Here is a 22988-nt window from a genome sequence, read left to right on the forward strand (position 1 = left end):
TACCAGTCACATGACAGATTCGCGGTCGGGCCGACGGAGTTACCGTTCTTCTTCATATGACGCCTTCAATCCTGTCATTCCGGGACATTCGCTATTCCGCGCCGCAGGACGGAATAGTGACGTAGAACATCAACCAGCAGTGCAATGGTGGTCGGCGTGGACAGAGTATCTCGGCATCAAGTGCGGACGAGGAGGTTCGAATTCGCGGACGGTGACCGTGTGCCGCAGAGGCGAGGCCGAGCTGCACCTCGTTGGCTTCATTTGGACGGAGAAGTCATGTCGCAATCGCTGTATCCGAAGGACTGGAAAGGGATGAATCGCGCGGGTAACGGCTGGTCCTCCGGCGTGTCGGCGCGACATCTTCGTCCGCACGACTGAGGTGCTTTCGAGCACAACAACGAGTTCACCGAATGCCAGTGGACCACCTGCCGCGCCGAGCGGACCACCTACCCCCTTCATGACAGGCCCTTCAAGGGCTCGCCCGTCTCCCACATGGCAGCTGGGTCGCGGTTTCCCGTACCGCCGCCTACGGGTGGCACAGCCGTGGGCGGCATGGGTTCCCCGGCCCGTGCCGGACACGGCTCCATGCGCGCCTTCCCTCAGATGTGCGAGCACCTCGGCCTCACTCCAAGCCAGCCGAAAGACATCCCAGGAGCTTAGATGTCAAGCCGCAACCGATTCTGCGTGATGCGACCAAGCGGTCGTCTCGTTGTAGACGGTGCCGGTTTTGAGGCGGCCGTGCAGGATGCCGACAAGCCGGTTGGCGAGCTGGCGCAGCGCGGCGTTGTGGCCGGAGCCGCGGGCTCGCTGCCGGTCGTAGTAGGCGCGTGCGCCGGGCGAGAGTCTCAGGGCGCTGAAGGCCTGGGTGAGCAGGGCATCGATGAGCCGGTCGTTGTGGATGAGCCGGGCCAGGGCGACCTTCTTCTTGCCGGACGCGCGGGTGATCGGAGAGGTCCCGGCGTAGTTCTTACGGGCCTTGGCACTGGCGTAGCGGCCGGGGTCGTCGCCGAACTCTGCGAGCACCCGGGCGCCGAGAACCGTCCCCAGCCCGGGCCGGGACAGGATGATCTTAGCGGCCGGGTGCTTGCCAAAATGGGCCTTGACCTGCCCTTGCAGCGTCTTGACCTGAGTGTTGAGCACCTCCAGGACGGCGATCAGCGCCTGGACGGAGGCGGCGTAGGCGTCGGTCACCACTTGCGGCTGACCGAGCTGCTCGGCGCGCAACGCAGCCTGGATCGCCACGGCCTTGCCGGCCACGTTCTTGCGGCGGGCGTGCTTCAACGCGGTGCTGATCTGCCCGATCGTCAGCCGGGCGGCCTGCGCCGGGGTGGGGGCCTTGGCCAGCAGCTCCAGGCTGTCGGCAGCGTCCAGGTCCTCGAAGGCGACCAGCGCAGCCGGGAAGTAGTCACGCAGCGCGTGCCCCAGCCGCTGGGTGTGCCGGGTCCCCTCCCAGATCAGCGTCTTGTGCGTGCGGGCCACGACCTTGACCGCCTCGGCCGCGGCGGAGTCCCCGGCCACCGGCCGCAGCTCGTGGGCGTGGGTGCGGACCATGTCGGCCAGCACGTGCGCGTCACCGGCATCGCTCTTGGCGCCCGAGACGCCGAGCCGGTCGCGGAACCGGGAGGCCTGCAACGGGTTGACCGCCAGCACCGTGTACCCGGCCGCGACCAGCGCCCGCACCCACGGCCCCCGGTCGGTCTCGATGCCCACCAGCACCTCGACCTCGTCGGCCTCGTCCCCGGCCAGCTCACCCACGATCGCGTGCAGCCGGGCCATCCCGGCCACGCCCTCCGGCAGCCGGGCCTTGGCCAGCCGCCGGCCGGAACCGTCCATCACCTCCATATCGTGATGGTCTTCGGCCCAGTCATCCCCCACCAACAGTCGCAACGATCCTCCCGATCTCGATCCAGATCCCGATCACCCTGAGCAGCCGGCGGGAGAACCTCAGCGACCTAATCAAGCAGTGCTCACGCTCACGCGGGCGGGCACGACATCCCATCAGCGATCAACTCTCCCAGCCAACGGCAGGGGCACGGTCTTTCGTCAGGACTCAACGTCCAGGAACCGGGAGTGCTCACCTGTCGGCGGCTACCACCAAGGAGTCTGCCGGATGGCTTACTCCCAGAACTGATTAGGAACTGCAACATGTCTGACGTTGTCCTGACGCTCGACCGCGAACGTCCTCTCGATCCACCCGATGTGTTCATGAGGTTGCAGGAGCGGGCGACCATGCACCGCATGAGGTACGCCGATGGTCACGTCGGTTGGTTGGTCACCGGGCATGCAGCCGCGCGAGCGGTGCTCGCCGACAGTCGCTTCAGCAATCGCCTGGAGCTGGGGCATTCCCCGATTCCTCCTTGGCTGGAACTTTTCAAGCGAGCAAGGGAACAACGATCGCCGACGCTTCCCGGAAACTTCCTGCGGATGGACGCGTCCGAGCACGCCCGCTACCGCAGGCTGCTCGCGGGACATTTCACCGTCCGAAGGATGATCCGGCTGGAGCCTCGGATCGAGGAGATTACCGAAGCCTGCCTGGATGACATGGAAGCGCAGGGAGCTCCCGCTGACGTGGTGCGGACCTTCGCGCTACCGATACCGTCGTTGGTGATCTGTGAACTGCTCGGCGTGCCTCATGAGGAACGCGGGCAGCTTCAGGAAGACTCCACCGTCCTGTTCAGCCTCGCGCCTACCATGGAGGACAGGGCCAGAGCTGAGCAACGCCTCACCGGCTACCTGCGAGGTCTCGTCCACAGCAAGCGGGCCGAACCAGCCGACGATCTTCTCAGTATTCTGGCGGCGAGCGGTGAACTCACCGACGAAGAGCTCACCGGAGTCGCCTTTCTGCTGCTGGTGGCCGGCCACGAGACCACTGCGAACATGCTCGCCCTCGGCACGTACGCCCTGCTGACCCATCCCGGACAGCTCAAAGCTCTGCGAGCCGATGCCTCCCTCATGACCAACGCGGTGGAAGAACTGATGCGCTACCTCACCGTTTTCCAGATAGGTCCGACCAGGGCCGCGCTGGAGGACGTCGAGGTCGACGGCAACGTGATCAGGAAGGGTGAGTCGGTCACGATCCATCTCGCGGTGGCCAATCGCGATCCCGCGCGCTTTCCTGTTCGTGGCGAGCGTCTCGACATCACGGAGCCCGCATCCGGACACCTGGCCTTCGGCCACGGCATCCATCAGTGCCTAGGCCAGCAACTGGCCAGAATCGAGATGCGCGTAGGATATACGGCGCTGCTACGCCGTTTCCCGCACCTCAGCCTGGCCGCATCGCCAACCGACGCATCGATGCGCGCAGACTCGATGATTTATGGCATGCACCGTCTGCTCGTCACCTGGTGAGGTTGTCGATTGATGGGCTCCAGCGCACGTTAGTGGTGACGCGACCTGCGGTGAAGTACCGACAGGCGCCGATACTACCCCGCAGCGCACACGAGATCGATCCCGGTGGTCCGGACGACACAGCCGTGCCGGTACCTGCGCGACACCGCCATACCGAGCAGTAGAAGGGGTGCTGGTAAGAAACGTGTCATGAGCCCCAAACGGGCGTTGCTGCGAGAGTAACAACCACTTGGGCCTGTACTTCCCACCGTCGGTGATGCCAAGACCCCCGGATGCCACAGGGCCCGGGCGGCGCGCAGCGGACGATCTCCAGCCACTCCTCGCAGATCTTCACGATCGCCTCGCGTTCCCACGGCACCAGCGCGTGCAGCGCGATCTGCGAGCCCGGCTTGGCGTCCTCCAGGCGGCTGACCACGGCGCGGGCCTGCCAACGCAGGACCCGCACGTGATCCAGCCCCAGCAGGGCGGCCGAGCGGCGGGTCGACCGGCCGCCCTCACGCGCCGCGTACGCGACGAGCTCCAGCAGACCGGCCTTGACGGATGCGTCGACTCGCGGCGGGACCAGGCTGGCGGTCAGCCCCGAAGTGGTTTTCCCTGGTGCAGATGCAAGGCGACGGCCTGCTCGGTGACCGTCGCGCGCAGCCGCTCGATCTCCTGGCGGGGCGCCGCCAGCTCAGCGGCTTCGGGGCTCCTGCCCGGCCGACCGCTCGTCGAGGTGCCCGCCAGCGCTTCCAGGGCGCCCTGCTTGGCCGGCGCATCCAGATCCACCCGCAGCATGGCGTCGATCGCCGGTTTGAATGGATCGAGGCGGGACTTACGCGGCGGCAGCTTCTTGTGGAGCTAGCCCGGTTTGGTGGACACCTGATCTCTGGGGAACCCTGGTTCCCGGAAGAAGGAGTCTGCTGTGCCGAACAACTATCCGCCGGAGTTTCGCCGGCAGATGGTGGAACTGGTGCGCGCGGGACGGACACCGGAAGAGCTGGCCAAGGAGTTCCAGCCCTCCGCGCAGTCGATCCGTACCTGGGTGCGCCAGGCCGACCTCGATGACGGCCGCCGCCAAGACGGCCTGACCAGCGCGGAGAAGGACGAGCTGGCCCGGCTGCGCCGCGAGAACAAGATTCTCCGAGAGGAGAAGGAGATCTTGCGCAAGGCCGCGGCTTTCTTCGCGCGGGAGACGGATCTGCCGAGATGAAGTTCCGGCTGATCCATGCGGAGAAGGACCACCACGAGGTCTCCCTGCTGGCCCGGGTGCTGGGTGTGTCGCGCCAGGGCTACTACGCCTGGGCCGCCCGCCTGCGGCGTGGCCCGTCGGCACGGGCCCGCCGTGACGCCGAGCTGACAGAGAAGATTCAGCGGCATCACCAGGCCTCCGACGAAATCTACGGGGCGCCGCGTATCCACGCCGATCTGCGCGAGCTCGACGGGGAGCGGGTGGGCCGTAAGCGGGTGGCCCGGCTGATGCGCGCCGCCGGGCTGGCCGGGGTGAGCCGGCGCGGGGGCTGTCGCACCACCATCACCGACCGGCGCGCCGCTTCCGCTTCCGACCTGGTCAGACGCCAGTTCGCGTCGGCTGAGCCGAACCGCATCTGGACCGCCGACATCACGTACGTGCCGACCTGGCAGGGCTTCGTCTACCTGGCGGTGGTGCTGGACGTCTTCTCCCGCCGGATCGTCGGCTGGGCGATGGCCGAGCACATGCGCACCGAACTGGTGACCGACGCGCTGGCGATGGCGATCCACCAGCGCCGCCCCGAGGCGGGGGTGATTCATCACAGCGATAAGGGCAGTCAATACACCTCCGTTGCCTTCGGCCAGCGGTGTGAGCAGGCCGGCGTCCTACCGTCGACGGCCGGACCGGGACCTGCTTCGACAATGCGATCACCGAGAGCTTCTTCGCCTCGCTGGAATGCGAGCTGATTGACCGGCGCACCTTCCACACCAGGTCAGAAGCCGAACGGGCCTTGTTCAGTTACATCGAGGGGTTCTACAACCCGCGTCGCCGCCACTCCGCCAACGGCCAGCTCAGCCCCGCCGAATACGAACGCCGCCACGCGCTCAAGAACGCCCAAGACCTCGACTATGCTGCCGCGTAGTCGCAAGCCCTGATGTGTCTATCGAACCGGGGCAACTCCACTTGCGCGGCTGGGGCCAAGCCGACGTCAGCGCTTCACGAACCGTCCGTCGATGCACACCGTACTTGCGCGCCAGCTGCCGGATCGACAGGCCCTCCACACGAGAGTCCCGCCGGATCGCCGCGAACAACTCGATCTTGGACTTCAGCACCACCGTGCCCCCTCATCCCTTGGCGCACATCCACCATCGCACCGCAAAAGACAAGGTGGGCCAAAACTCATCAGAACGCAATCAACCGATCACTCAGTGGGGCCAGAACTCAGCCGTAGGTGGCCCCACGAGACATGCCTACAACCAGTGGACTGCCCGGCGAGCACCTCGACGAATACCTGGTACTTCACCGACGGGGCAAGCAACGTACGCTTACCTGACCTGCCCGTACGCGACGGGGACGACTTGGGGCCTGCTGCGGTCCTGCCACCTGCTCCAACCTCTTCCACGGGGTGATCAAACCACCCGCGGCTGATAGGTGTTTCGACCCGGAACTGGTTCATTGACTCTGACGCGGAAGGCAGGGTGGGAAGACGATGCGAAGTTCCGGGCGAGGTTGGCGCCTGCCGCATCCACATCACCCGGCATGACGATTGAGGCACCCGTCTCCGCTTGCCTGCCTGTCTCCTGTCAGCGCACGTCACGGTGCGCGAGGCCTATTACCAGGAGTGGAAGGGGCAGCGCCCTGAGCCACCAGAGATGAACGCGATCCCAGTCAGGGTGGGTCGGCCAGGGCAGCGCGTTGTCCGCGAAGATCTGTGCCACCACGTAGAAGAGGAGGAGAACCACGGCTCCTGCCAGCGCGGCCTGTTTACCCTGGGTATGGCGGACGGCGGAAGCCGTCCCGGCCAACGCGATCAGCACGCACAACGTAGCTTCCACGGCGGCGCCGGAGAGCAGATCAGGTGAGTCAGCGGGGAGATGTCCGATCACGATCGCGCACATGATGCCCCAAACGGCGGCCGCGGCCATGACCGCCATGACGGTCCTCAGCCATTGGCGGAGCCAACGGGGAACCGGCACCGCCTCGGTACTGAGGGCCATGGCATCCACGAGAATGAAGGCCGCGGCGGCGCCCGCCAGCAGCGCCGCCATCCGCAGCAGCAGCACACCATGATGTGGAAGCAGGCCGTCGCCCGGTTGCAGGACGACGGCGAGCGTCGCGGACAACGCGGCAACGACCGCGATGGGCTGCCAGTCGACGGCGCGGACGAGTGGGCGTATCAGCAGCAGGGCGGTCACCTGCACCCCTCCAGCTTGGTGGCAGGAAACTCACTGTTCAGGCCGAGGAGAGGCAGAGCTTGGTCGATGGTCGTGTTCGAGGCGGTGAGCCGGTCCCAGTGAGCCCGTACGCGGTCGACGGAGTCGGGCCGTTCGAGCAGGCGGCGGGCGTATCCGACCTCGGCCGCCCCATATTTGAGCCCGGAGATCTGGCCTGCGAGGAACAACTCACCGTTACTGCGCATCGGTATCCGTTGAACACCATTCAGCTCTTCCCCGTTGAAGCCATCGCCCCGCCATACTCCTGGGCCCGGGGCGTCGAGCAGCCGGCTTGCGCGTCCTACCAGCCACAGCGCCACTACCGCCTTGGCGAGGCCAACGCCATCACACGCGTCCCTGACGTGGGCGGCCTTACGCGCCACCTGACCGAGCAGCATCGCCTGATGATCGGCTGGATCAGTGGACCAGATCGGCCACGTTCCCGGCTCGGCCAGCAGTTGCTCGATCGAGGGGCCGGGAATGGCAGGTCGTTGGCGGATGGCCGGGATCTGCGCGCGTGCCCGGTCGGGGATGACCGACACGATGGGACGCAGCGCCTGTGCCCAGACCGGAATCCACGCTCGATAGTCCGGATATACGCAGTAGGACACGCCCTCATTGCGCTGACATATCTGTTTCGGCTGATCGGCGGCAGAGGGATTCCTTGGTGGCAGCGGTGTCGCGGCCGTCGCCGAGGCCCCGGCGGGTATTGCGACGGCCAGGCCAGCCAGCAGCACCATCGCTCTTACCGGCCGCAGACCGTGCCGGAGCAGGGCCGCAGCGGTCAGTGCGACTGCGGCGGCGGTGAGGTAGAGGAGGTGCTGACCGGCGGGTCTGGCCTCCCATTCCGGACTGTACGCCGGGACCAGTGGCAGGAACCCGCCGGCGTACTCCCCTCGAGGGTTCACGGACACGGCGAAGGCTAACCCGAAGATCAGGAGCGGAGGCATGATCAGCCACGGCGTCCAGCGAGCCAGTACGGCGCCGAGACAGGCCGCCACCGCCGCCAGCGCCACTCCCGTGAGCGCCTCGTATAGATCGAACCGCCCGGCGACAGGACCGGAACGCCAGGGGAACAGCAGGAAGGCGGAGACCATCAAGGCCGCGAGCGCCGCTGCGATGGGGGGAGCGGCGAACACTACGGCCCGTGTGCGTGTGGTCGCACGAGTCGGCAGAGCGGCCAGCATCTCCGGCATGCCGTGACGGCGGTCGCGTCCTGCGGCGAGGTTCGCCGAGATCAGGGCGGCCGTCGCGATGAGTGCCGAAGCCGTGACCCCGTCGATGGTCATCATGGTCAGATCAGGCAGCCAAGCCGTGCTCTGAACCAGGGCCACCACCAGCGCGAGAAGCGTCGCGCTCCACAGGATCGGGTTGCGCAGCAGCCGCCTTGCCTCCAACAGCATCAAAGGCATGGTCACGCCTGCGCCTCCACCGGCTCGTCAAGTATCAGGAGGTAGCCGTCCTCAACCCCGGGTTCCGCAGGCACGCCGTCCTCCGGGCGCTCGCCGAGCGTTCGATACCGGCCGTCAGCGGTTCGCCAGAACAATCGCGAGACAGCCGGCACCTGCTGCGAATGCCATACCTGCCCCCGGACGGATTCGGCCAGTTCGATCGGCGTGCCATCGAAGATGATCTCGCCGCTCTTCATCACCACGACACGCTCACACAACGCGGCGACGTCCTCGGTCTGGTGGGTGGACAGCAGCACAGCTCGGCTCTCGCCGAGCCGGGAAATGATCGCACGAAATCGCATCCGCTGTTCTGGGTCGAGCCCGACTGTCGGCTCGTCGAGTATGAGCAGGTCGGGATCGCCGAGCAGCGCCTGGGCAAGGGCCAGCCGCTGTCGCATGCCGCCGGACAGCTTACGCACCTTCGTCGTGGCGCGGTCGGTCAGCTCCACCTCCTCAAGGACCCGGCGCACCTCTCGGTGACGTCCTCGCCTATCGGTCAGCTCCTTCAGGATCGCCACGTACTCCACCAGCTCGAACACCGTGAAGTGCGGGTAGAAGCCGGCGCTCTGTGGCAGGTAGCCCAGACGGCGGCGTAGTCGTGTGCGCTGCTCGCGGTCGGCGGGATCCAGCCCGAGGGTGCGCACATGGCCGCGGTCGGGGGCCAGGGTGGTGGCCAAGATACGCAGAAGGGTCGTCTTGCCCGCCCCGTTGCGGCCGAGGAGGCCTGTCACTCCCTTTCCAACACTTAAGTCGATGGCATCGAGCACGACCGTCCGGCCGTAGCTCTTCCCCAGCTCTCGTACGGTCACGGTGGTTTCCATCAGCACTCTCCAGGATCGAAGCGGGCACGGCGCAGGTAGATGACGGGAACAAAGGCCAGGGCAGCCAGGGCGTACAGCACCTGAGCGGCAGACGAGAATGGGAGCGATTCCCCACACACCACCGCGAAGAACCAAGCTGCGGCGAAGACCGCTGCTGAAATCAGGGGAGATAGCCACGTGGCGAGCGCCAGGGTGGCCGCGGTCAAGGCCAGCGAAGGCAGCAGCCATGCGGCGGCGAGCCCGACCGGCCCCGGCAGCAGCGGTGTGGCGAGTCCAGTGAGGATGACGGCCGTTGCCAGTACCGCGAGTGCGCGTAGCAAGAGTGACCTTGAGCCGCCCATCGGTGTGGCGGCCTGGAGTTCATGCAACGCGTCGACGCGCGGTCTGTAGGCGAGAACGATCCCCGCGAGCGGCAGCACAGGTGCGAGGGCTAGGAAAGGCAGCATCGCATGCGGTCCCAGCACCGGGTGACCGGCGGACAGTTGTGCGGCGGCGATGGCGAAAACGAGTACCGAGGTGACGCCTGCCAGCCATCCTCGGCTCAGCCCCGGAGTCGCCGCGAGAAATGTGGCCAGGTGCTCGGGAACCCCGATCCGGCAAAGCGCTCGTGCGATTGGTTTGGGGTGAGGTCTGTTCACGATGTCTTCGATGCCGGCCCAGCTCCGAGCGAGCCACTCCTGTGGGTATGGCACCGCGCTCCGGCAGTCCGCGCATCGGGCAAGATGGCTCTCTACGGACATCACCACAACAGGCTCCACCTGGCCGGCGACATAGCGTTCGATCAGGTCCGCGGGCAGATGCCAATTCGCGCTCATGCGAGATACCTCCTGAGCTGGACCTTGGCTCGCATCACACGAGTCTTCACAGTCCCCAGCGGTACGCCAAGAAGATCGGCGGCTTCTCGATGAGTGAGGCCGTCGAGTACGGTCGCCTCGATGGCGGCCCGCAGATCGGGCGACAGGCACGCCAGCGCGCTGGACAGATCGCCATGCTCCACGCCTACGAGAACGGTGTCCTCAGCCGACTGCATGATCAGAGGCTCTGGGGTCATCCTGGCCAGCAGGATGGTCTGCTGCGCGCTGCGGGAGCGGCGCAGCGCCGAAATAAGCCTGCGGATCGCGATGGTCCAGATCCAAGCAGCCGCCTCACCACTTGCGGCGTCGAAGCGGCGGGCGTCCCGCCAGATGGCAACGAAGGTGTCCTGGACGGCCTCGTCCACCAGGTCAGGGTTGGCGGATCGGCGTGCCAGCCGTGCCCTCAGCCAAGGCGCATGCCTGTGGTGCAGAAGCTTCAGCGCCTCCACCTCATCCGCGGCGACGGCCGCCAGTAGTTCTGCGTCATCGCTGTGCGAACCCACCGGAGGCGGTTCCCGGCGCCGGGCAGGAAATATGGTCACGCCTCTGTTATCGCAGGCAATGTCACAATCGGTTCCGTCCTGCCGACCCAACTTCGGGCGATGCCCCGGAAGGCCACTGCGCACCAGCTTGCCGAATAGGGGAAGGACACGATGTGCCCGGACAGGCTGGGCGAACCTGCCTCAGCCGACCGTCACCTCGAGCCGATCGCCCGTGGCAGCCCGTCCAGCCTGCGACCTAACACGCGATGCCGCCGATCGCGACTACAGGGAGTACGGGCTCACTCCCGACCGGTGAAGCGCCGGACAGCCTCCCTGATCAAGCGGGAGGACCTGGACGTTGCGCTGCTGGCTGCTTGCGAGGGCCATAGGCAAGAATGAGCCCATTTACTTCAGGAAACAGCCCTTCCGCGAGGTACCTGACCTCCATCCGTCTCACGCACCCAGGTCAGCGTGCGTGTCCAGCCGGCCGATTCCTGCCGAAATCACTTCACGAAAGGTGGTCGGGCTTCCCGAGCGGCTCGAACCGGCCGACGATAGCGTGTCCGCGTGGACCGAGCGCTACCTCGATCTGGCCGTGCGCGGGGTCCGCTCGGCGGAGGTCACCGCCAAGATCTCCCGGAACTATGGCGGGCCGCCACCCCCGGTTCGGCGGGTCGTGAGAAGCAGCGGCCGCACAAGTATCGGACCCCACGGCACGCCAGGGGCCCGCTACTCGTGCGGACGCCGGGGTAACCGGCGGGAACACCCGCCATCAACGACGTCCATAACGTCGATCAATGCTCAACCTCAACCGCTGTTCCATTGCTCCCCGAGGCCGAACTGAACCCACGCCAGCGCATCAACAACGCCCGAGCCAACGCGCGGGCGTTGTTGCATCACCGCTCCGACCAGCTAAAACACGGCCCAGCGATCGTTCAGCGATGGCTGGGCTCGCCGGCCGGTCGATGCCTTCGATGGTGCGGAAGTCGCGCTGGAAGCCGTCGGGGAGGGCGACCAGCGCCTTCTGGTATGCCTGGCTCTCGTATGCCGCGACGGGTCTGTTCAACGCTGTCGAACTCGATCAGAACGACGCGTTGCGTGATTCCGGCCTCGTGGGCGACGACTCGACTGCCACGGGACGGGATCCGGATAAGACCCGCCCGCTCCCAGCCTGGACAGCCGGACCGGCCGGACACATCCGACTTCGCATGGACAATCAGATCGATCGATCCCGGCGACGGGTGCTTGTCATGGTGGGGTGAATCGCCGTTGTCGTGGCCAGGGCCGGGCGACCGTTTCCCGGGGGCAGCCCCGGTGCTGTTTGCATCACAGCAGGTTGTCCTCGGGTGAGTCGGCCCACCGATCGACGTCCTCTTCGAAGTAGCCCCACAGCACGGTGGAGTTCTCCTTCCAGCCGCCGCGCCGGGCGATGGTGAGCGGGTCGACGCCGGCGGCGCGGGCGGCGGAGGCGTAGCCCCGGCGCAGAGAGTGTCCCGAGAATTGGCGGCGCAGGCCCTCGATGCGGTCGGCCTTCAGACCGGCGCGCTCGGCGGCTGCGGCGATGATGTTGTCGACGGCGCGTATCGACAGCCGTCCTTCGGGGTCGCCGATGGGGCGGCCACCGCGTCGCATCGCGACGCCGAGGTTGCCGTGCTGGTCGATGCGGACGAACAGCGGTCCGTGGGTACGGCCGCGCGTGGCAAGGGTGGCCATCCAGGCGGTCAGGGCGTGCACCACGCACACCTCTTCGTCGCTTTTGTGGCGTTTGAGCGCGTGGTTCTGCAGTTCCCTGGTCTTGCTGCGATACAACCGCACGCTGAGCCCTCTTGGGTGGCGGGCGACGTGTTCGATGTTGACGGCGAGGAGTTCGGCTTCGCGGCCGCCGACACGGAGCCCGAGCAGCAGCAGCGCTGCGTCGCGTTGTCCGACAGCGGTGTCGCGGTCGAGGGTGGCCAGCATGGCGCGCAGGTCGCCGGGGGTGACGGCGACCGCGCGGCGGGGTGAGGCCTTGGGGTCGCCGGTGCGGGCCAGGTGGTCGCGGTAGCCGGTGAGGATCCGGTTGGCGGCGGTTCGGTCGGGCACCTGCAGTCCCGCGCCAGCGTGCCGGACCCGGATGGAGGAGATGGCCTGGCTGACGGTGCCCGGCGCGAGACGTCGGGTGTAGGCCAGATGACGGGCGTATTCGGCGAGCGTCGCCGCGGTGGCGGGCAGCGCGGTGCGACCGACGTCGGCTTGGGCACACCAAGCGGCGAAAGCGGCCCAGTCGCGGGCGTGCGCGGCGCGGGTGTTGTCGCTGACCCACGCTCGATCGCCCCGGCGGTCGCGGCCGAGACGGTGTGGTCGACCGACGCATGGACCACGGGCCGCTCCCCGGTGGTGCGGCCGCCCGGCACGCTGAGCGCGCGCGGCAGCACCACGCCGTCCGACGCGGGCTCCATGACGGCCGCAGAAGCCGGTACCGGCGCCGGGGCTTCTCCCCCATCGTCATTGATCATGACACTGGAGCCCCCTCAACGCCTCGCCACTGTGATCTTGTCACTTCCGATATGGAGAACATATCGGAAGCGAGCATGGCTAGCAATACTCATATGCTTATTCTCTTCTGATTGCACATAGGGTTATGCTTATTCTGATGCTACGCTTTGATCATGAGTGAGAGCATCGCGGGCGACAGCGTGCCGGATCCGCTACAGCCCCCGAAAGAGGCCGCGGACGACGCGCCCCGTCCGCCGCGCCACGCCGAACCCCCCGCAGCGCAGGCCCGCGCGTCCGCCGACGCACCCCGCGGCGGGCCCGGGCACAGCGGCGACTGCCTGGCCACCGAGACCGACGATCCGCTCAGGCAGTGCAAGCGGCTCAACTGCCGCAGGGCCAAGCCCGAACGGGCGCCCGGCAAGGGCGGGCCGCCGCGCCTGTACTGCTGCAAGCTCTGCGCCAACGCGGCCGCCCGGGACACCGAGGCCGCCCCCGAGGCGGCCGCCACGCACGCCGCGGTGACCGCCTTCACCGCGGCCGCCGGCGAGGTGCAGGCCAAGCTGCAGGCCCGCGACGCCCAGCTGGCCGCCGAGCGCGAGGACCTGCATCGCCTGGCCGAACAGCTCGATCAGGTACGCCGCGCGATGCAGCGGCAACTGGCTCAGGCGGAGGAACGAGCCCGGGCCGCCGAAGAGCAGCAGCTCGCCGCCGAGGAGGGCCGTCGACAAGCTCACGAGCAGCGCGATCAGGCCAAGCGGGAACGGCAGGCAGCCCTCACCGCGCAGCGCGAAGCCGAGGCAGAACGCGACCGGGCCCGGCAACAACGCGACGACACCGAAGAGCAGTGGCGTGACGACCTGCGCGACCTTGGCCGCCAGATCGGCGAACTGGTCAACGCTCAGCAGAGCGCCGAAGCGCACGCCACAAGGCAGGCCGAGCAGATCGGAAAGCTGGAGGCGCAGTTGCGCGAGGCCACCGGCCGGGCCGAGAGTACCGCCGCCAGGCTGGCCGAGCAGGACGGCGAACTGCGCCTGCTCACCGAGCGGCTGAATGGGGCCGAACGGCGTCACGATGACATGGCGGCCGAGCTCGCCCAGGCCAAGACGGCGCTGGAGGAGACGACCGGCAAACTGGAACACCTGCGCGAGGAAGCGACGCAGGAGCGGCGCCGCCTGCAGGACGAGCGCGAAGCGATGCGCCGGGAACGTGACCAGGAGCGCCAGGCCCGGACTGCGGCCGAGACCGCGGCGGCCACGCGCGTCACCGCAGCCGAGACCCGCCTGCAGGTCACCCTTGAGACGCTGCAGCAGGCCCGCCACCAGCTCGCCGCCGCCCAGGCGGCCGCCGGGCTGGCGCTGCCCGAGCTGGTCGACCTCAGCGGCGACCTCGGCGACGGGGTTCGGGGCGTGCAACTGTCCGACGCCGGCGTCGAGCTTGTCGCCCGGCACCCGGACGGCACCGTGACGCTGCACGGGCGCCACTCCCCGGTCCCGCTGGGTGATCCCGAGCACGCCGCCGCTGCTGGCCGGGCCGTGGCCGCCGCGATCCTCGCCGCCTCCACCCACCCTTAGATCGGTTCAGCAGGAAGGCGCCGATCCCCCTCCCCCGGCCACCGCGCGATCCTCGTCCAGCGGAAAGGGCAGACCCAGCAGGGTGCGGGGGCTCAGCAGCAATCGAACGGCCAGCGGCGTTAGCGAGCCGGTTGGGGCGGGCACGTTCGTCCGACGAGCACCGAAACGATCATCTACCTAGTCATACGCCTACGAGCCTTCTCCCTGATCTCCTGTGGCAGCGAGTCGGCGGCCAGCAACTGCGTCAGGAGGTCCGGTTCGAGCGCCACACAGGACACCGGGGTTTGAGTGTCAGCCGCGTCGGATCCGCTGAAGGGTCTTCCCGTTCGCGTCAGTGACGATAAGCGCTGCCGTTGTGACGTCGGAAGGGAGTTTCACAGCCCAAACCCCGTACCCCGCTCCGACGCTCCGCGCGACGCTTCCCGTAATTTTGCGCCCATCCGTGGTGACCGCCATGATCCCGTGAACCTCGGCCCTGGCGATGCCGAAGAAGATTCTTCCCAGGGCGTTCACGCGCTCCTGTTCATCAATGAGTCTGCGCAGTTGCTCCGAAGTGGCATCGGGATGGAGGGCTCGCACCTGCTTCGGGTCCCGAATGCCCCACGTGGAGCCCTGCGTACGAGCGAACTCCTTGGCATTGAGCGGAGGAAACCCGGCGCAGGTAGCGCCGAGCGAATCCCACGCGTTGCACAGGACAACATCTTTCGCGTCGGCGGTTGACGGCCGGCCCAGCCACATCCAGATCGGTATCTCCGGCATGGAGGCGATCTTCCCGACAGGTGGGTACTTCTTCTTCAACTTCTTGAACCCCGCACCGGACGGCTCCGCCTTGGCCACCACAGACGGTTCAGTGGGTGCCGCACCGGTGGGCACGGCGAGGGTGACGCCATCGCGCTGTCCCGGTTGCGGGACAGCGAGCCAGGTCACTGTGACGGCCAGGCACACCGACAGCGCCGAGATCGCAGCGGCGCCTGTCCGGCGGCGGCGTGTCGCGGCCGGCCCGGCCAGACTCAGCCCCCACACCGGCCGGATGCGGCGGGCCCGCGGACGCCTGCTCCCGCCCATGTGACCCGCCAGGCGGGAGCGGGCCGCGCCGATGGACTCCGGAGCCGCCCCCGGCAGCGCGTCGTGATAGCGGCGCAGCTCCTGCAAGTCTTCCATGATTCAGACCCCCTTCGCCGCGTGACCCAGTGTCTTGCGTAGTTTGGTTCTGGCCCGATGCACCCGGGAGCTGACAGTGCCGATCGGGATGTCCAGGGCGAAGGCCACCTCCGCGTAGCTGAGGTCGGCGCAGGCCACGAGCATCAACGCGTCGCGGTCGCCCCGGGACAGGCTCTGCAGGCCGCGTGCCAGCCGGGGGCTGAGCTGCTCGGCGGTCACCCGGTCGGTGACGCGGTCGGCGTGGCCCTCCACGTCGTCGCGGGCAGCCGAGCGGCTGAGAGCCCGGTAGAGGCGGAGCTCGCCGCGGCGGTGACGGCCGATGAGGTTGGTGGCGATGCCGTACAGCCAGGCCTTGGCCTCCGGTCGGGTCAGGTCGTAGCGGTCACGCTGATCGAATGCGGCCAGGAACGTCTCCGCGGCCACGTCGTCGGCGGCGCCGGGCCCGAGCCGGGCGGCGGCGTAGCGATGGATCGTGGTGAAGTACCGGTCGAAGATCATCGAGAACCACTCCGGCTCGTGCCGCGAGTTCGCGATGACCGACGCGTCGTCCGCCTCCGCGGCCAGCCGTGTGGCGGGATATGAAGAAGGGTCATGCATCCGGCGCCTTTCTCGAAAGAGGGTCGGCGCTGATTGCCCGATGCGGGCGTCCTTGTTCGCGCATATTTCGCGGAGCCCGCCGGAGAGCGATGATGATCAGCGTCCCGCCATGGCCGGCAGCGCCCCCACGCCGATCAGCCGCGGCAGGTCACTGTACCCGGTGTACCGCTACGCGGGCGGACCAGAGATCGGCGGCCGCTGTTGGGCGGTGTGTTGAAGATCCCATCTAAGCAGGAGTAGGGGGTGTTCGGTCATCTGTCAACTACAGGCCAGCGTCTTCGGCGGTCGTAGCCTTCGGGGTCGGCGCGCGGTCTTGAGCGGTCAGGCGGGCGAGCTGCTCTCGGGAGGCGTGTGCTGCCGCTGTTTGCGTGACCCGCCATGATCGCAGAGCCAGTGAGGCGGTACCGGACGCGGCGCTTCATCCTGCGCCGGCCGCGAGCCGTCGGGGAAGTGGCGGCCGTCGCCCGGCTGCGAGGCTGGACCTTCGCCGGCCAAAGGCCCGGCGGGGCGGGCAAGCTGCCCCTCATCCTGCTGGAGGGCGGCCTGCCCGGCTTCCAGGTGTCGTACATCGAGCACGACGGCCCCGCCCTGTGCGGCATCGTTATCGACAGCTCTCTGGCCCCCGAACCCCTCGGCGGGCTCGCCACCGCCGTCCAGGGCCCGCTCGTCCCCTGCTCACCGAGCTCCCGGACGACATCGACCATGAGGCCGACCGCGTGCTCGCCCTGCGGGCGGGCCGGCCTAAGTACTTCGAGCGGGGCAGAGCCCGCCTTCCTGGCCCGCTTCTCCGCAGCCGCCGAGGGCCCGAACCCGGCATCCGCGAGCTCGCCGCCCGGGCAGCGAAGCTTCTCCCCCGCATGCGCCCGCCAGGCGGGCCCGCCCTGATGAACGTCCCCGACCTGTTCCCCCACGGCGCCACCGAACTCCACCGCATCGCCATGCAACAGCTCGCCCCCCTCATGGGCGATGCCTGAGCCTCCGCTCCGGCTCGCGCGCCGAGAGCTCGAGCCGGCATCGGCCCGGCCTCCCGCCCCTTCGACGCACCGCGTCGGAACCGCCGGCGATCAGGGCGTACCGGTGAAGACGCCCGGTGCTCGCCCCGCATCGAGCAGGATGCGCCGCCGGCGCCGGCCCGTTAAAGTTCGCGATCAACGACATGTCTCCACGTCCGGGGCTCCCCATGCCTCAGGCGGCGAGCACGTCGGGCCGACGTCGAAGCGCACCCGAGGACGTGAGTGACCAGCCAGAGCAGAGGACGGCCAAGATGGCTGCACGTCGGAGCACTCGAGGAGCGCCTGCACCGGGCGTGGGAGCCGGGAACGTTCCCTCCCGCCGAAACCCTGCTGGCGATCATGACGTTGTCCGCCGTGCCACGTGCCCTGGGCACCCGTCTGGCCGCTCACCTGCACGGCGGCATCGTCGTCGGGCCCGGCGCCGTACCGGATCTCCCGGGCTTCGAGCAGCTACGCGGCATGCCACTGCCCGCTCAGCAAGGAGGATGGGAGCGCAGCGCCGGCGTCTACGATCCGGCGCGGCGCGCGATCGGCGTGGGCAGCGTGCCCTCGCCCTCGGTAAGCGTGGCCGGGCACGAGCTCGGGCACGCCACGGACGACATGGACGCCATGCCCTCGCACGGCCCGTTCTGGACGGCGCTGCACGCCTCGAACGCCGAGCGGCTGGCGCCGCCCTACCGCGCCATGGTCACCGAGCTGTACGCCGAGGCGTTCGCCTGCGTGCTGGTGCGCCGGGCGCGGCGCCTGATTCAGCTGTTCGGCGACGAGCATGCCGCCCAGCAGGCCTACCTGTGGTTCGCCGGACGGTATGGGATCGGCTGAGCAGCTCCAGCCTCTGGCAATGCCCGGCCGGGCCGCTATCCTGGACAGGACAGGACAGCGTGACGGATGAGACGGAAGGGATGCAGCATATGACCGCGATCAAGCTGGCCGGCGGCGTCCTTCGCGTGCCCACCCACACCGTGCTGCCCGACGGGGTCCACATCGACAGCACGCGCGACATCACGCCCGACGACCCCGACTACCAGGAATGGCTGCCGTACGCCATCGACGAAGCGGACTCCTGGCATGGTGACCCCGACGACGAGACCATCCTGAGCCGCTGGCGAGCCGCGGCCAGCGCGTGACCTCGCCGCCCGCCGCCGGCGGTGCTTGAGCCGCGCGGACGGGCCCACCACCAGTCAAACGACGACCGCGCCGCGACCCGTCGTTGATCGGGCGGTGGCGGCGCCGCTCCTGCTGATGCTGGCACGCAACGCCGGCCCCTGGGGGAACGTGCCGCCGCTCGTCCGGCTCGCCGGAGCTGGCGTGCTGCCAGCGGCCGTGACCATGGCCGCCCGCGGCTGGCCCGCCCTGCCGCTCACACGCCGGCGCCGTGCCTGGTGGCGGTGGGTGGGCGTGCCACTGTCGGCCGCCCTCCTCCTCGCACCGCTCGTGGCCTGACCGGCCCACCGTCGGCGAAGCGCGCAGCTAGCCTCACCGTTTACACCGATTGCACGCCACGCAGCGCGATGTCCACCGCGCGGCCGGTCGACGTGACGTGCTCCCGCACCTCCTCGCCGTAGAGTTCGAGGCTGGCCAGGCCGGCCGCCTGCACCGCCCCCATCAGCGCGCCGGTCGCCGCCGCGGCGCTGACCGGGTCCAGCCTGCCGGGAAAGGCTCGCACCAGTGCGGCGGCGATCCGCCGCTGGGCGTCGAACATCACGTGCAGCGCCTTGGCCTGCACGGTGGGCACCGTCGCCAGCGCCCTGCTGTAGACCTCCCGCAGCAGCGGGTCCTTCTCCCACGGCCCCCCGGTGAGGTAGTCGGCCAGGACCTCATCGACGGCCCTGCGCAGGACCTGCGCCGGAGTGTCCTGCGGCCCGCGATCGGCGATGATCTTCAGCGCCAGGTCGTAATACTGCTCGGCGTGGGCGAACAGCACGTCCTCCTTGGCCGGGAAGTAGTTGAAGAACGTCTTGGTGGCCACCTCCGCCGCGGCGGCGATCTGCGCGCCGGTGGTCTCCTCGAAGCCCTGCTCGGCGAACAGTCGCACAGCCGTTCGGATCAGCAGGTCCCTGGTCTGCCGCTTCTTGCGTTCGCGCAGCGTCTCCTCCATGGCCACGACCTTACACCCGAGGAAATTTACACTGTTATAAACTTGCACTCGCTGATGGTATCCAGGGGTCATGACTCAACAAGCCCTGCTTCCGCGCCTGGCCCCCGCGCTCGGGCTGGTCTTACTGGCCCCGCTGACTGGCGAGTTCCTCATGGGCAACATCCCCATCACCGATGTACGCAGCCTGCTCTTTACCCTCCCGCTCTACGGTTGCGGCGCTCTGCTCGTCCGCGAGCTGACCCGGCGGATCGGCCGCGGCTGGCCCACCATGATGACCCTGGCGCTGGCCTACGGACTGATCGAGGAGGCCTTCGTCACTCAGACGCTGTGGAACCCGAACTGGTCCGGCGTGCGCATCCTCGACTACGGCTTCATCCCCGCGCTCGGCCTGGCCGGGCCGTGGACCATGTTCATGGTGGGAGTGCACACCGTCTTCAGCATCAGCGCGCCGATCGCCGTCATGGAGACCCTGGCCGGCCCCCGCCGCACTACACCCTGGCTGGGCAGGCTCGGCCTGACCGTCACGAGCGTGCTGTACGCAGGCATCGTCCTGTTCGGCGCCGTCAACTCCCTCGTCCGGGCCAACTTCGCCTCGCCACCCCAGCTCATCGGCGCCGCCGTCGTCATCGCCGCGATCGTCACCGCGGGCCTCCGCCTCCCGGTGCACAACCCCGCCACCACCGCTCCGCTGCCCGGCCGCGCCCCGAGCCCGTGGGCCGCCGGCGCCTTCGCCCTGGCCGCCGGTTCCCTCTTCGTACTCCTGTACGCCGTCGACCCCACCGGCCTGTCCCCCTGGCTCGCGGCCGCGATCCCGCTGCCGGCCTGGCTCAGCGTGCTGCTCTACCTGGCCCTGTTCGCCACGGTCGCCGCCGTCCTGCTCCGCTGGTCAGGCCGCCCCGGCTGGAGCCAGGCCCACCGGCTGGCGCTCGCCGGCGGCGCCATGCTCGCCTACGCCTGGCACTCCTTCCCCTGGCAGCCCATCCCCCTCCCCGGAGAGGGGCAGGCCAGCCCGGCACTCGACCAGACCAGCAACACTATCCTCACCGCGGCCACCCTGGTCTTGCTCGTGATCGCGGCCCGCCGGCTGCGCGCCGAGGGGTGAAACAGTGCGACCAGGTGCCGGACATGTACGCAGTTGTCCGACACCTTCGCCTCAGGAGAGTCATCTGTGACCCATCCCCCGGGAGCGCGCGACCGCTTTGAAGCGATCTACCACGCGCACTACCCGGCGGTGCACCAGTACGCCGCCCGCCGTACCGACTCGCCCGACGACACGGCAGACGCGATCGCCGAGACGTTCCTCACCGCGTGGCGGCGCATCGCCGACGTGCCGGACGGGGACGCCGCACGCCTGTGGCTGTACGGCGTGGCCCGCCGGGTCCTGGCCAACCAGCGGCGCGGCAAGTCGCGCGGCGCGGCACTGGCGGTGCGGCTCAAGGCCGAGTTGTCCACCGCGCCACCGCCCGTACCGGATCGGACCGGCCCGGTGTGGGAGGCGTTCGACGCCCTGTCCGCTCGTGACCGCGAGGTCCTCGCGCTGGCCTTCTGGGAGCACCTGACCGGCCCGGAGATCGGTCAGGTGCTCGGCTGTACGGCGACAGCGGCCCGCATCAGGCTGCACCGGGCACGCAAGCGGCTGGCCCAGGCACTGGAAGTCACGGACCACGACCAGGCGAAGACGAGCGCGGAGCCGAGAGGAGAGAGCCTGTGAGCGACATCGGCCGGATGATGGCCGGCATCAACCCCATGCCCCGAGCACCTGAGCAGGGGCCCGGCGCGAGGGAACTGCTCCACGAGATCGTCGGCACACCGGTCCAGGCGCCCCGCAGGAGGCCCCGGCTCCTGCTGATGCCCGTCGCCGCGCTGCTGGCCACAGCGGCCGTCCTGGTCGTGGCCGTCCTTCCCGTTGACGCGCCCAGCGGCATCGCCCCGGCCGCCGCGCTGGCCTTCCACCGCTCCGATGACGGCTGGGTCGTCACCGTCAAGGACCTCTACGCCGACCCTGAACGCTTCGTCTCGGAGTTCAGAGCTCGCGGGTTCGATATCGAACTGTCCCTTCAGCCGGGCTCACCGAGCGTGGTCGGCAAGGTCATGGGCGGGGACTCCTCGAAAGAGGCCACCATCGAGGAGGAGTCGGTGGCATGCGGCCCCGCCGGGGACCGGTGCACGGTGTCCTTCCGCATCCCGGCGGACTTCCAGGGCGGCGCGTCCATCTGGTTGGCGCGCCCGGCGCGCCAGGGCGAGAGGTACGTCTGGGCCGGCGACGTCGACGCCCCCGGCGAGCTGCTGCACTGCGTGCCCTATCGCGGCATGACGGTCGACCGGCTGCGGGCCGTGCTCGCCGGGCGGGACGGCTCGATCGAGTCGTTCAGAGTAATGAACGGCCACCGCTCGAACCCCGTGCCGCAGGTCCCCGGCACCTGGCTGGTCGAGCACGCGGCACCGACCGCCCCCGGGCAGGTCGTCGTCTGGGCGCAACCAGACCGAACCGTGCCGGACGCGAACGCGAAGGCGATGGCCGGATGCCCCAAGAGCTGAACGTCCCACCCACGGCGCGCTACCTGGTCGTTTGAGGGATTCGTACGGGTTCGGCGGCGCGCTAGCGTCTGCTCCGGGCGGGAGCGGACACTCACCCGTCCCTGTGCGAGCCAGCCTTCCTTGAGCAGTGCGGCCTCATCGAGCGTCCGGGAAGTGAGTGCGATGCCAGAGATCGTGGTCGTCGGCGGCGGTTTCGCCGGAGTGTGGAGCGCGGCCGCGGCCGCCAGAGATCGCGGCGACAGCGACCTGCGCATCACGTTGATCGCGCCTTCCGGGGACATGGTGCTGCGGCCCCGGCTGCACCGGCTCGATCCGGACTGGGCCCGCGTCCCGCTGGCACCGCTTCCTCGACCCGATCGGCGTCACCCGCCTGCACGCCCAGCCGACCACCATCGACACCGCCCGGCACCGGGTGCGCTGCGGCGAGCACTGGATCGGCTACGACCAGCTGACCCGGCCCCAGCTCCCGGAGCGAACCTGCTGTTCGACATCGACACCGTGGAAGGCGTCACCCGGCTCGCCCGGCACCTGAACACCCTGCGCGACTTCACCGCGGTGATCGCCGGCGCCGGGTTCACCGGCCTGGAGCTCGCAACCACACTGGCCGAACGCGGATAGGTGATCCTTCTGGAGCAGGCCGAGGTCGTCACCCCCGACCTCGGCCCCATGCCTCGTCCCGAGATCGAGAAGAGCCTTGCCGAGCTGAACATCGACCTGCGCCTGGGCACCACCCTGACCTCCGCCGACGCCCACAGCGTCACCCTCGCCGACGGCAGCCGCATCCCCGCCGACGCCGTCATCTGCACAGCCGGCCTGCACGCCAGCCCGCTCACCCAGCAGATCCCCGCCGACCGCGACCCGCTCGGCCGCCTCAAAGCCGATCGGCACCCGCGCGTCCTGGACGACGTCTTCACCGCTGGCTATGTGGCCACCGCCCTGGCCTACCCACGCACCACGTCCTGCAAAGCTGCCAGTACGCCACTCCCCCTGGGCAAGGTCGCCGGCCACAACACCGCCACCGACCTGCCCGGCCTGCCCCCCGTGGAGTTCGCTCCGACCCCTACGTCACCTGCCTGGACCCCGGCGCCACCGGCGCCGTCCACACCGCCGGCTGGCAGCGCGACGTCCAGCTGACCGGCCCGCAGGGCAAAGACCTCAAGGACATCATCCTCCAGGTCATCCACCCACTCTCCGA

At 68.8% G+C, this 22988-nt stretch carries 24 protein-coding genes and 2 pseudogenes; 14 read left to right on the forward strand and 12 right to left on the reverse strand.

The annotated features are described in order from the left end of the window. Positions 1-663: 663 nt before the first annotated feature. Positions 664-1887 (reverse strand): IS110 family RNA-guided transposase, encoded by a 1224-nt coding sequence (locus KIS93_RS13195; RefSeq protein ID WP_186404180.1) that lies wholly within the window; start codon positions 1885-1887, stop codon positions 664-666. A gap of 258 nt (positions 1888-2145) precedes the next feature. Here KIS93_RS13195 and KIS93_RS13200 point away from each other — a divergent pair, with 258 nt between their 5' ends. Both KIS93_RS13200 and KIS93_RS13205 read left to right on the forward strand, forming a co-directional pair. Then, on the forward strand, positions 2146-3348 hold the full coding sequence (locus tag KIS93_RS13200) for a cytochrome P450 (protein WP_186404181.1): 1203 nt from the start codon (positions 2146-2148) through the stop codon (positions 3346-3348). 272 nt (positions 3349-3620) lie between these two features. Further along, positions 3621-3797 (forward strand): hypothetical protein, encoded by a 177-nt coding sequence (locus tag KIS93_RS13205; protein ID WP_186404182.1) that lies wholly within the window; start codon positions 3621-3623, stop codon positions 3795-3797. Positions 3798-3921: 124 nt separating this feature from the next. Here the strand turns inward: KIS93_RS13205 and KIS93_RS13210 are convergent, their stop codons facing one another. Next, positions 3922-4125: a hypothetical protein gene (locus KIS93_RS13210; RefSeq protein WP_222107461.1), complete on the reverse strand. Its 204-nt coding sequence runs from the start codon at positions 4123-4125 to the stop codon at positions 3922-3924. A gap of 163 nt (positions 4126-4288) precedes the next feature. Between KIS93_RS13210 and KIS93_RS13215 the strand changes: the two are divergent. Next, positions 4289-5441, forward strand: a pseudogene (locus KIS93_RS13215) (IS3 family transposase). 40 nt (positions 5442-5481) lie between these two features. Here the strand turns inward: KIS93_RS13215 and KIS93_RS65090 are convergent. The 6 genes and pseudogenes from KIS93_RS65090 to KIS93_RS13245 all read right to left on the reverse strand — a co-directional run. Continuing rightward, a pseudogene (locus tag KIS93_RS65090) lies at positions 5482-5628 on the reverse strand (helix-turn-helix domain-containing protein); the annotation flags it as partial. A gap of 474 nt (positions 5629-6102) precedes the next feature. Then, positions 6103-6714, reverse strand: coding sequence for a hypothetical protein (locus tag KIS93_RS13225; RefSeq protein WP_186404183.1), 612 nt, complete (start codon positions 6712-6714; stop codon positions 6103-6105). Further along, positions 6711-8150 (reverse strand): hypothetical protein, encoded by a 1440-nt coding sequence (locus KIS93_RS13230; RefSeq protein ID WP_186404184.1) that lies wholly within the window; start codon positions 8148-8150, stop codon positions 6711-6713. Before KIS93_RS13230 ends, KIS93_RS13225 begins: the two co-directional genes overlap by 4 nt. Next, on the reverse strand, positions 8147-9004 hold the full coding sequence (locus tag KIS93_RS13235) for an ATP-binding cassette domain-containing protein (RefSeq protein WP_186404185.1): 858 nt from the start codon (positions 9002-9004) through the stop codon (positions 8147-8149). Before KIS93_RS13235 ends, KIS93_RS13230 begins: the two co-directional genes overlap by 4 nt. Further along, entirely contained in the window at positions 9004-9819 is an 816-nt protein-coding gene (locus KIS93_RS13240) for a cupin domain-containing protein (RefSeq protein ID WP_186404186.1), read from the reverse strand. The genes KIS93_RS13235 and KIS93_RS13240 overlap by 1 nt, the downstream gene beginning before the upstream one ends. Next, positions 9816-10484, reverse strand: coding sequence for an RNA polymerase sigma factor (locus KIS93_RS13245; RefSeq protein WP_335673889.1), 669 nt, complete (start codon positions 10482-10484; stop codon positions 9816-9818). Before KIS93_RS13245 ends, KIS93_RS13240 begins: the two co-directional genes overlap by 4 nt. A 797-nt stretch (positions 10485-11281) precedes the next feature. On the opposite strand from KIS93_RS13245, the gene KIS93_RS13250 reads away from it, so the two are divergent. After that, entirely contained in the window at positions 11282-11602 is a 321-nt protein-coding gene (locus KIS93_RS13250; RefSeq protein ID WP_186404188.1) for a hypothetical protein, read from the forward strand. A gap of 64 nt (positions 11603-11666) precedes the next feature. Here the strand turns inward: KIS93_RS13250 and KIS93_RS13255 are convergent, their stop codons facing one another. Further along, on the reverse strand, positions 11667-12422 hold the full coding sequence (locus KIS93_RS13255; RefSeq protein ID WP_186404189.1) for a tyrosine-type recombinase/integrase: 756 nt from the start codon (positions 12420-12422) through the stop codon (positions 11667-11669). A gap of 566 nt (positions 12423-12988) precedes the next feature. Between KIS93_RS13255 and KIS93_RS13260 the strand changes: the two genes are divergently transcribed. Beyond that, complete coding sequence (locus KIS93_RS13260; protein ID WP_186404190.1) at positions 12989-14386, forward strand: coiled-coil domain-containing protein; 1398 nt, start codon at positions 12989-12991, stop codon at positions 14384-14386. 291 nt (positions 14387-14677) lie between these two features. Here the strand turns inward: KIS93_RS13260 and KIS93_RS13265 are convergent, their stop codons facing one another. Together KIS93_RS13265 and KIS93_RS13270 are read right to left on the reverse strand one after the other, a co-directional pair. Next, positions 14678-15547 carry a hypothetical protein gene (locus KIS93_RS13265; protein ID WP_186404191.1) on the reverse strand — a complete coding sequence of 290 codons (870 nt, stop codon included), beginning with the start codon at positions 15545-15547 and terminating at the stop codon, positions 14678-14680. Between the two features lie 3 nt (positions 15548-15550). Beyond that, on the reverse strand, positions 15551-16144 hold the full coding sequence (locus KIS93_RS13270; protein WP_186404192.1) for an RNA polymerase sigma factor: 594 nt from the start codon (positions 16142-16144) through the stop codon (positions 15551-15553). A 393-nt stretch (positions 16145-16537) separates the two neighbouring features. Between KIS93_RS13270 and KIS93_RS13275 the strand changes: the two genes are divergently transcribed. The 4 genes from KIS93_RS13275 (at position 16538) to KIS93_RS13290 (ending at position 18600) form a co-directional block, all read left to right on the forward strand. Beyond that, on the forward strand, positions 16538-17029 hold the full coding sequence (locus KIS93_RS13275) for a hypothetical protein (protein ID WP_186404193.1): 492 nt from the start codon (positions 16538-16540) through the stop codon (positions 17027-17029). A 467-nt stretch (positions 17030-17496) separates the two neighbouring features. Beyond that, positions 17497-17979: a hypothetical protein gene (locus tag KIS93_RS13280; protein WP_186404194.1), complete on the forward strand. Its 483-nt coding sequence runs from the start codon at positions 17497-17499 to the stop codon at positions 17977-17979. An 89-nt stretch (positions 17980-18068) separates the two neighbouring features. Continuing rightward, positions 18069-18284 carry a hypothetical protein gene (locus KIS93_RS13285; RefSeq protein ID WP_186404195.1) on the forward strand — a complete coding sequence of 72 codons (216 nt, stop codon included), beginning with the start codon at positions 18069-18071 and terminating at the stop codon, positions 18282-18284. 94 nt (positions 18285-18378) lie between these two features. Further along, positions 18379-18600, forward strand: a complete 222-nt coding sequence (locus tag KIS93_RS13290) for a hypothetical protein (RefSeq protein WP_186404196.1) — start codon at positions 18379-18381, stop codon at positions 18598-18600. A 40-nt stretch (positions 18601-18640) separates the two neighbouring features. Here KIS93_RS13290 and KIS93_RS13295 read toward each other — a convergent pair whose 3' ends face one another. Beyond that, positions 18641-19255, reverse strand: coding sequence for a TetR/AcrR family transcriptional regulator (locus tag KIS93_RS13295; RefSeq protein ID WP_186404197.1), 615 nt, complete (start codon positions 19253-19255; stop codon positions 18641-18643). 70 nt (positions 19256-19325) lie between these two features. Between KIS93_RS13295 and KIS93_RS13300 the strand changes: the two genes are divergently transcribed. The 5 genes from KIS93_RS13300 to KIS93_RS13320 all read left to right on the forward strand — a co-directional run bounded on the left by KIS93_RS13300 (position 19326) and on the right by KIS93_RS13320 (position 22927). Then, positions 19326-20357, forward strand: coding sequence for a hypothetical protein (locus tag KIS93_RS13300; RefSeq protein WP_186404198.1), 1032 nt, complete (start codon positions 19326-19328; stop codon positions 20355-20357). Positions 20358-20423: 66 nt separating this feature from the next. Then, positions 20424-20966, forward strand: coding sequence for an RNA polymerase sigma factor (locus KIS93_RS13305; protein ID WP_186404199.1), 543 nt, complete (start codon positions 20424-20426; stop codon positions 20964-20966). Beyond that, complete coding sequence (locus KIS93_RS13310; protein WP_186404200.1) at positions 20963-21793, forward strand: hypothetical protein; 831 nt, start codon at positions 20963-20965, stop codon at positions 21791-21793. Before KIS93_RS13305 ends, KIS93_RS13310 begins: the two co-directional genes overlap by 4 nt. A 162-nt stretch (positions 21794-21955) precedes the next feature. Beyond that, positions 21956-22411: a hypothetical protein gene (locus KIS93_RS13315; protein WP_186404201.1), complete on the forward strand. Its 456-nt coding sequence runs from the start codon at positions 21956-21958 to the stop codon at positions 22409-22411. Further along, positions 22412-22927, forward strand: coding sequence for an FAD-dependent oxidoreductase (locus KIS93_RS13320; RefSeq protein WP_186404202.1), 516 nt, complete (start codon positions 22412-22414; stop codon positions 22925-22927). Positions 22928-22988: the final 61 nt, after the last annotated feature.

Origin of the sequence: [Actinomadura] parvosata subsp. kistnae, assembly GCF_900323885.1 — a bacterium.
GTDB classification, from domain to species: Bacteria; Actinomycetota; Actinomycetes; order Streptosporangiales; family Streptosporangiaceae; genus Nonomuraea; species Nonomuraea composti.

Coding starts and splice junctions, on each gene's coding strand:
- KIS93_RS13200 (WP_186404181.1), top strand. CDS start 2,146: ATGTCTGACGTTGTCCTGACGCTCGACCGCGAACGTCCTCTCGATCCA.
- KIS93_RS13205 (WP_186404182.1), top strand. CDS start 3,621: ATGCCACAGGGCCCGGGCGGCGCGCAGCGGACGATCTCCAGCCACTCC.
- KIS93_RS13210 (WP_222107461.1), bottom strand. CDS start 4,125: ATGCTGCGGGTGGATCTGGATGCGCCGGCCAAGCAGGGCGCCCTGGAA.
- KIS93_RS13235 (WP_186404185.1), bottom strand. CDS start 9,004: ATGGAAACCACCGTGACCGTACGAGAGCTGGGGAAGAGCTACGGCCGG.
- KIS93_RS13240 (WP_186404186.1), bottom strand. CDS start 9,819: ATGAGCGCGAATTGGCATCTGCCCGCGGACCTGATCGAACGCTATGTC.
- KIS93_RS13250 (WP_186404188.1), top strand. CDS start 11,282: ATGGCTGGGCTCGCCGGCCGGTCGATGCCTTCGATGGTGCGGAAGTCG.
- KIS93_RS13260 (WP_186404190.1), top strand. CDS start 12,989: ATGAGTGAGAGCATCGCGGGCGACAGCGTGCCGGATCCGCTACAGCCC.
- KIS93_RS13265 (WP_186404191.1), bottom strand. CDS start 15,547: ATGGAAGACTTGCAGGAGCTGCGCCGCTATCACGACGCGCTGCCGGGG.
- KIS93_RS13270 (WP_186404192.1), bottom strand. CDS start 16,144: ATGCATGACCCTTCTTCATATCCCGCCACACGGCTGGCCGCGGAGGCG.
- KIS93_RS13280 (WP_186404194.1), top strand. CDS start 17,497: ATGACGTTGTCCGCCGTGCCACGTGCCCTGGGCACCCGTCTGGCCGCT.
- KIS93_RS13285 (WP_186404195.1), top strand. CDS start 18,069: ATGACCGCGATCAAGCTGGCCGGCGGCGTCCTTCGCGTGCCCACCCAC.
- KIS93_RS13295 (WP_186404197.1), bottom strand. CDS start 19,255: ATGGAGGAGACGCTGCGCGAACGCAAGAAGCGGCAGACCAGGGACCTG.
- KIS93_RS13300 (WP_186404198.1), top strand. CDS start 19,326: ATGACTCAACAAGCCCTGCTTCCGCGCCTGGCCCCCGCGCTCGGGCTG.
- KIS93_RS13315 (WP_186404201.1), top strand. CDS start 21,956: ATGCCAGAGATCGTGGTCGTCGGCGGCGGTTTCGCCGGAGTGTGGAGC.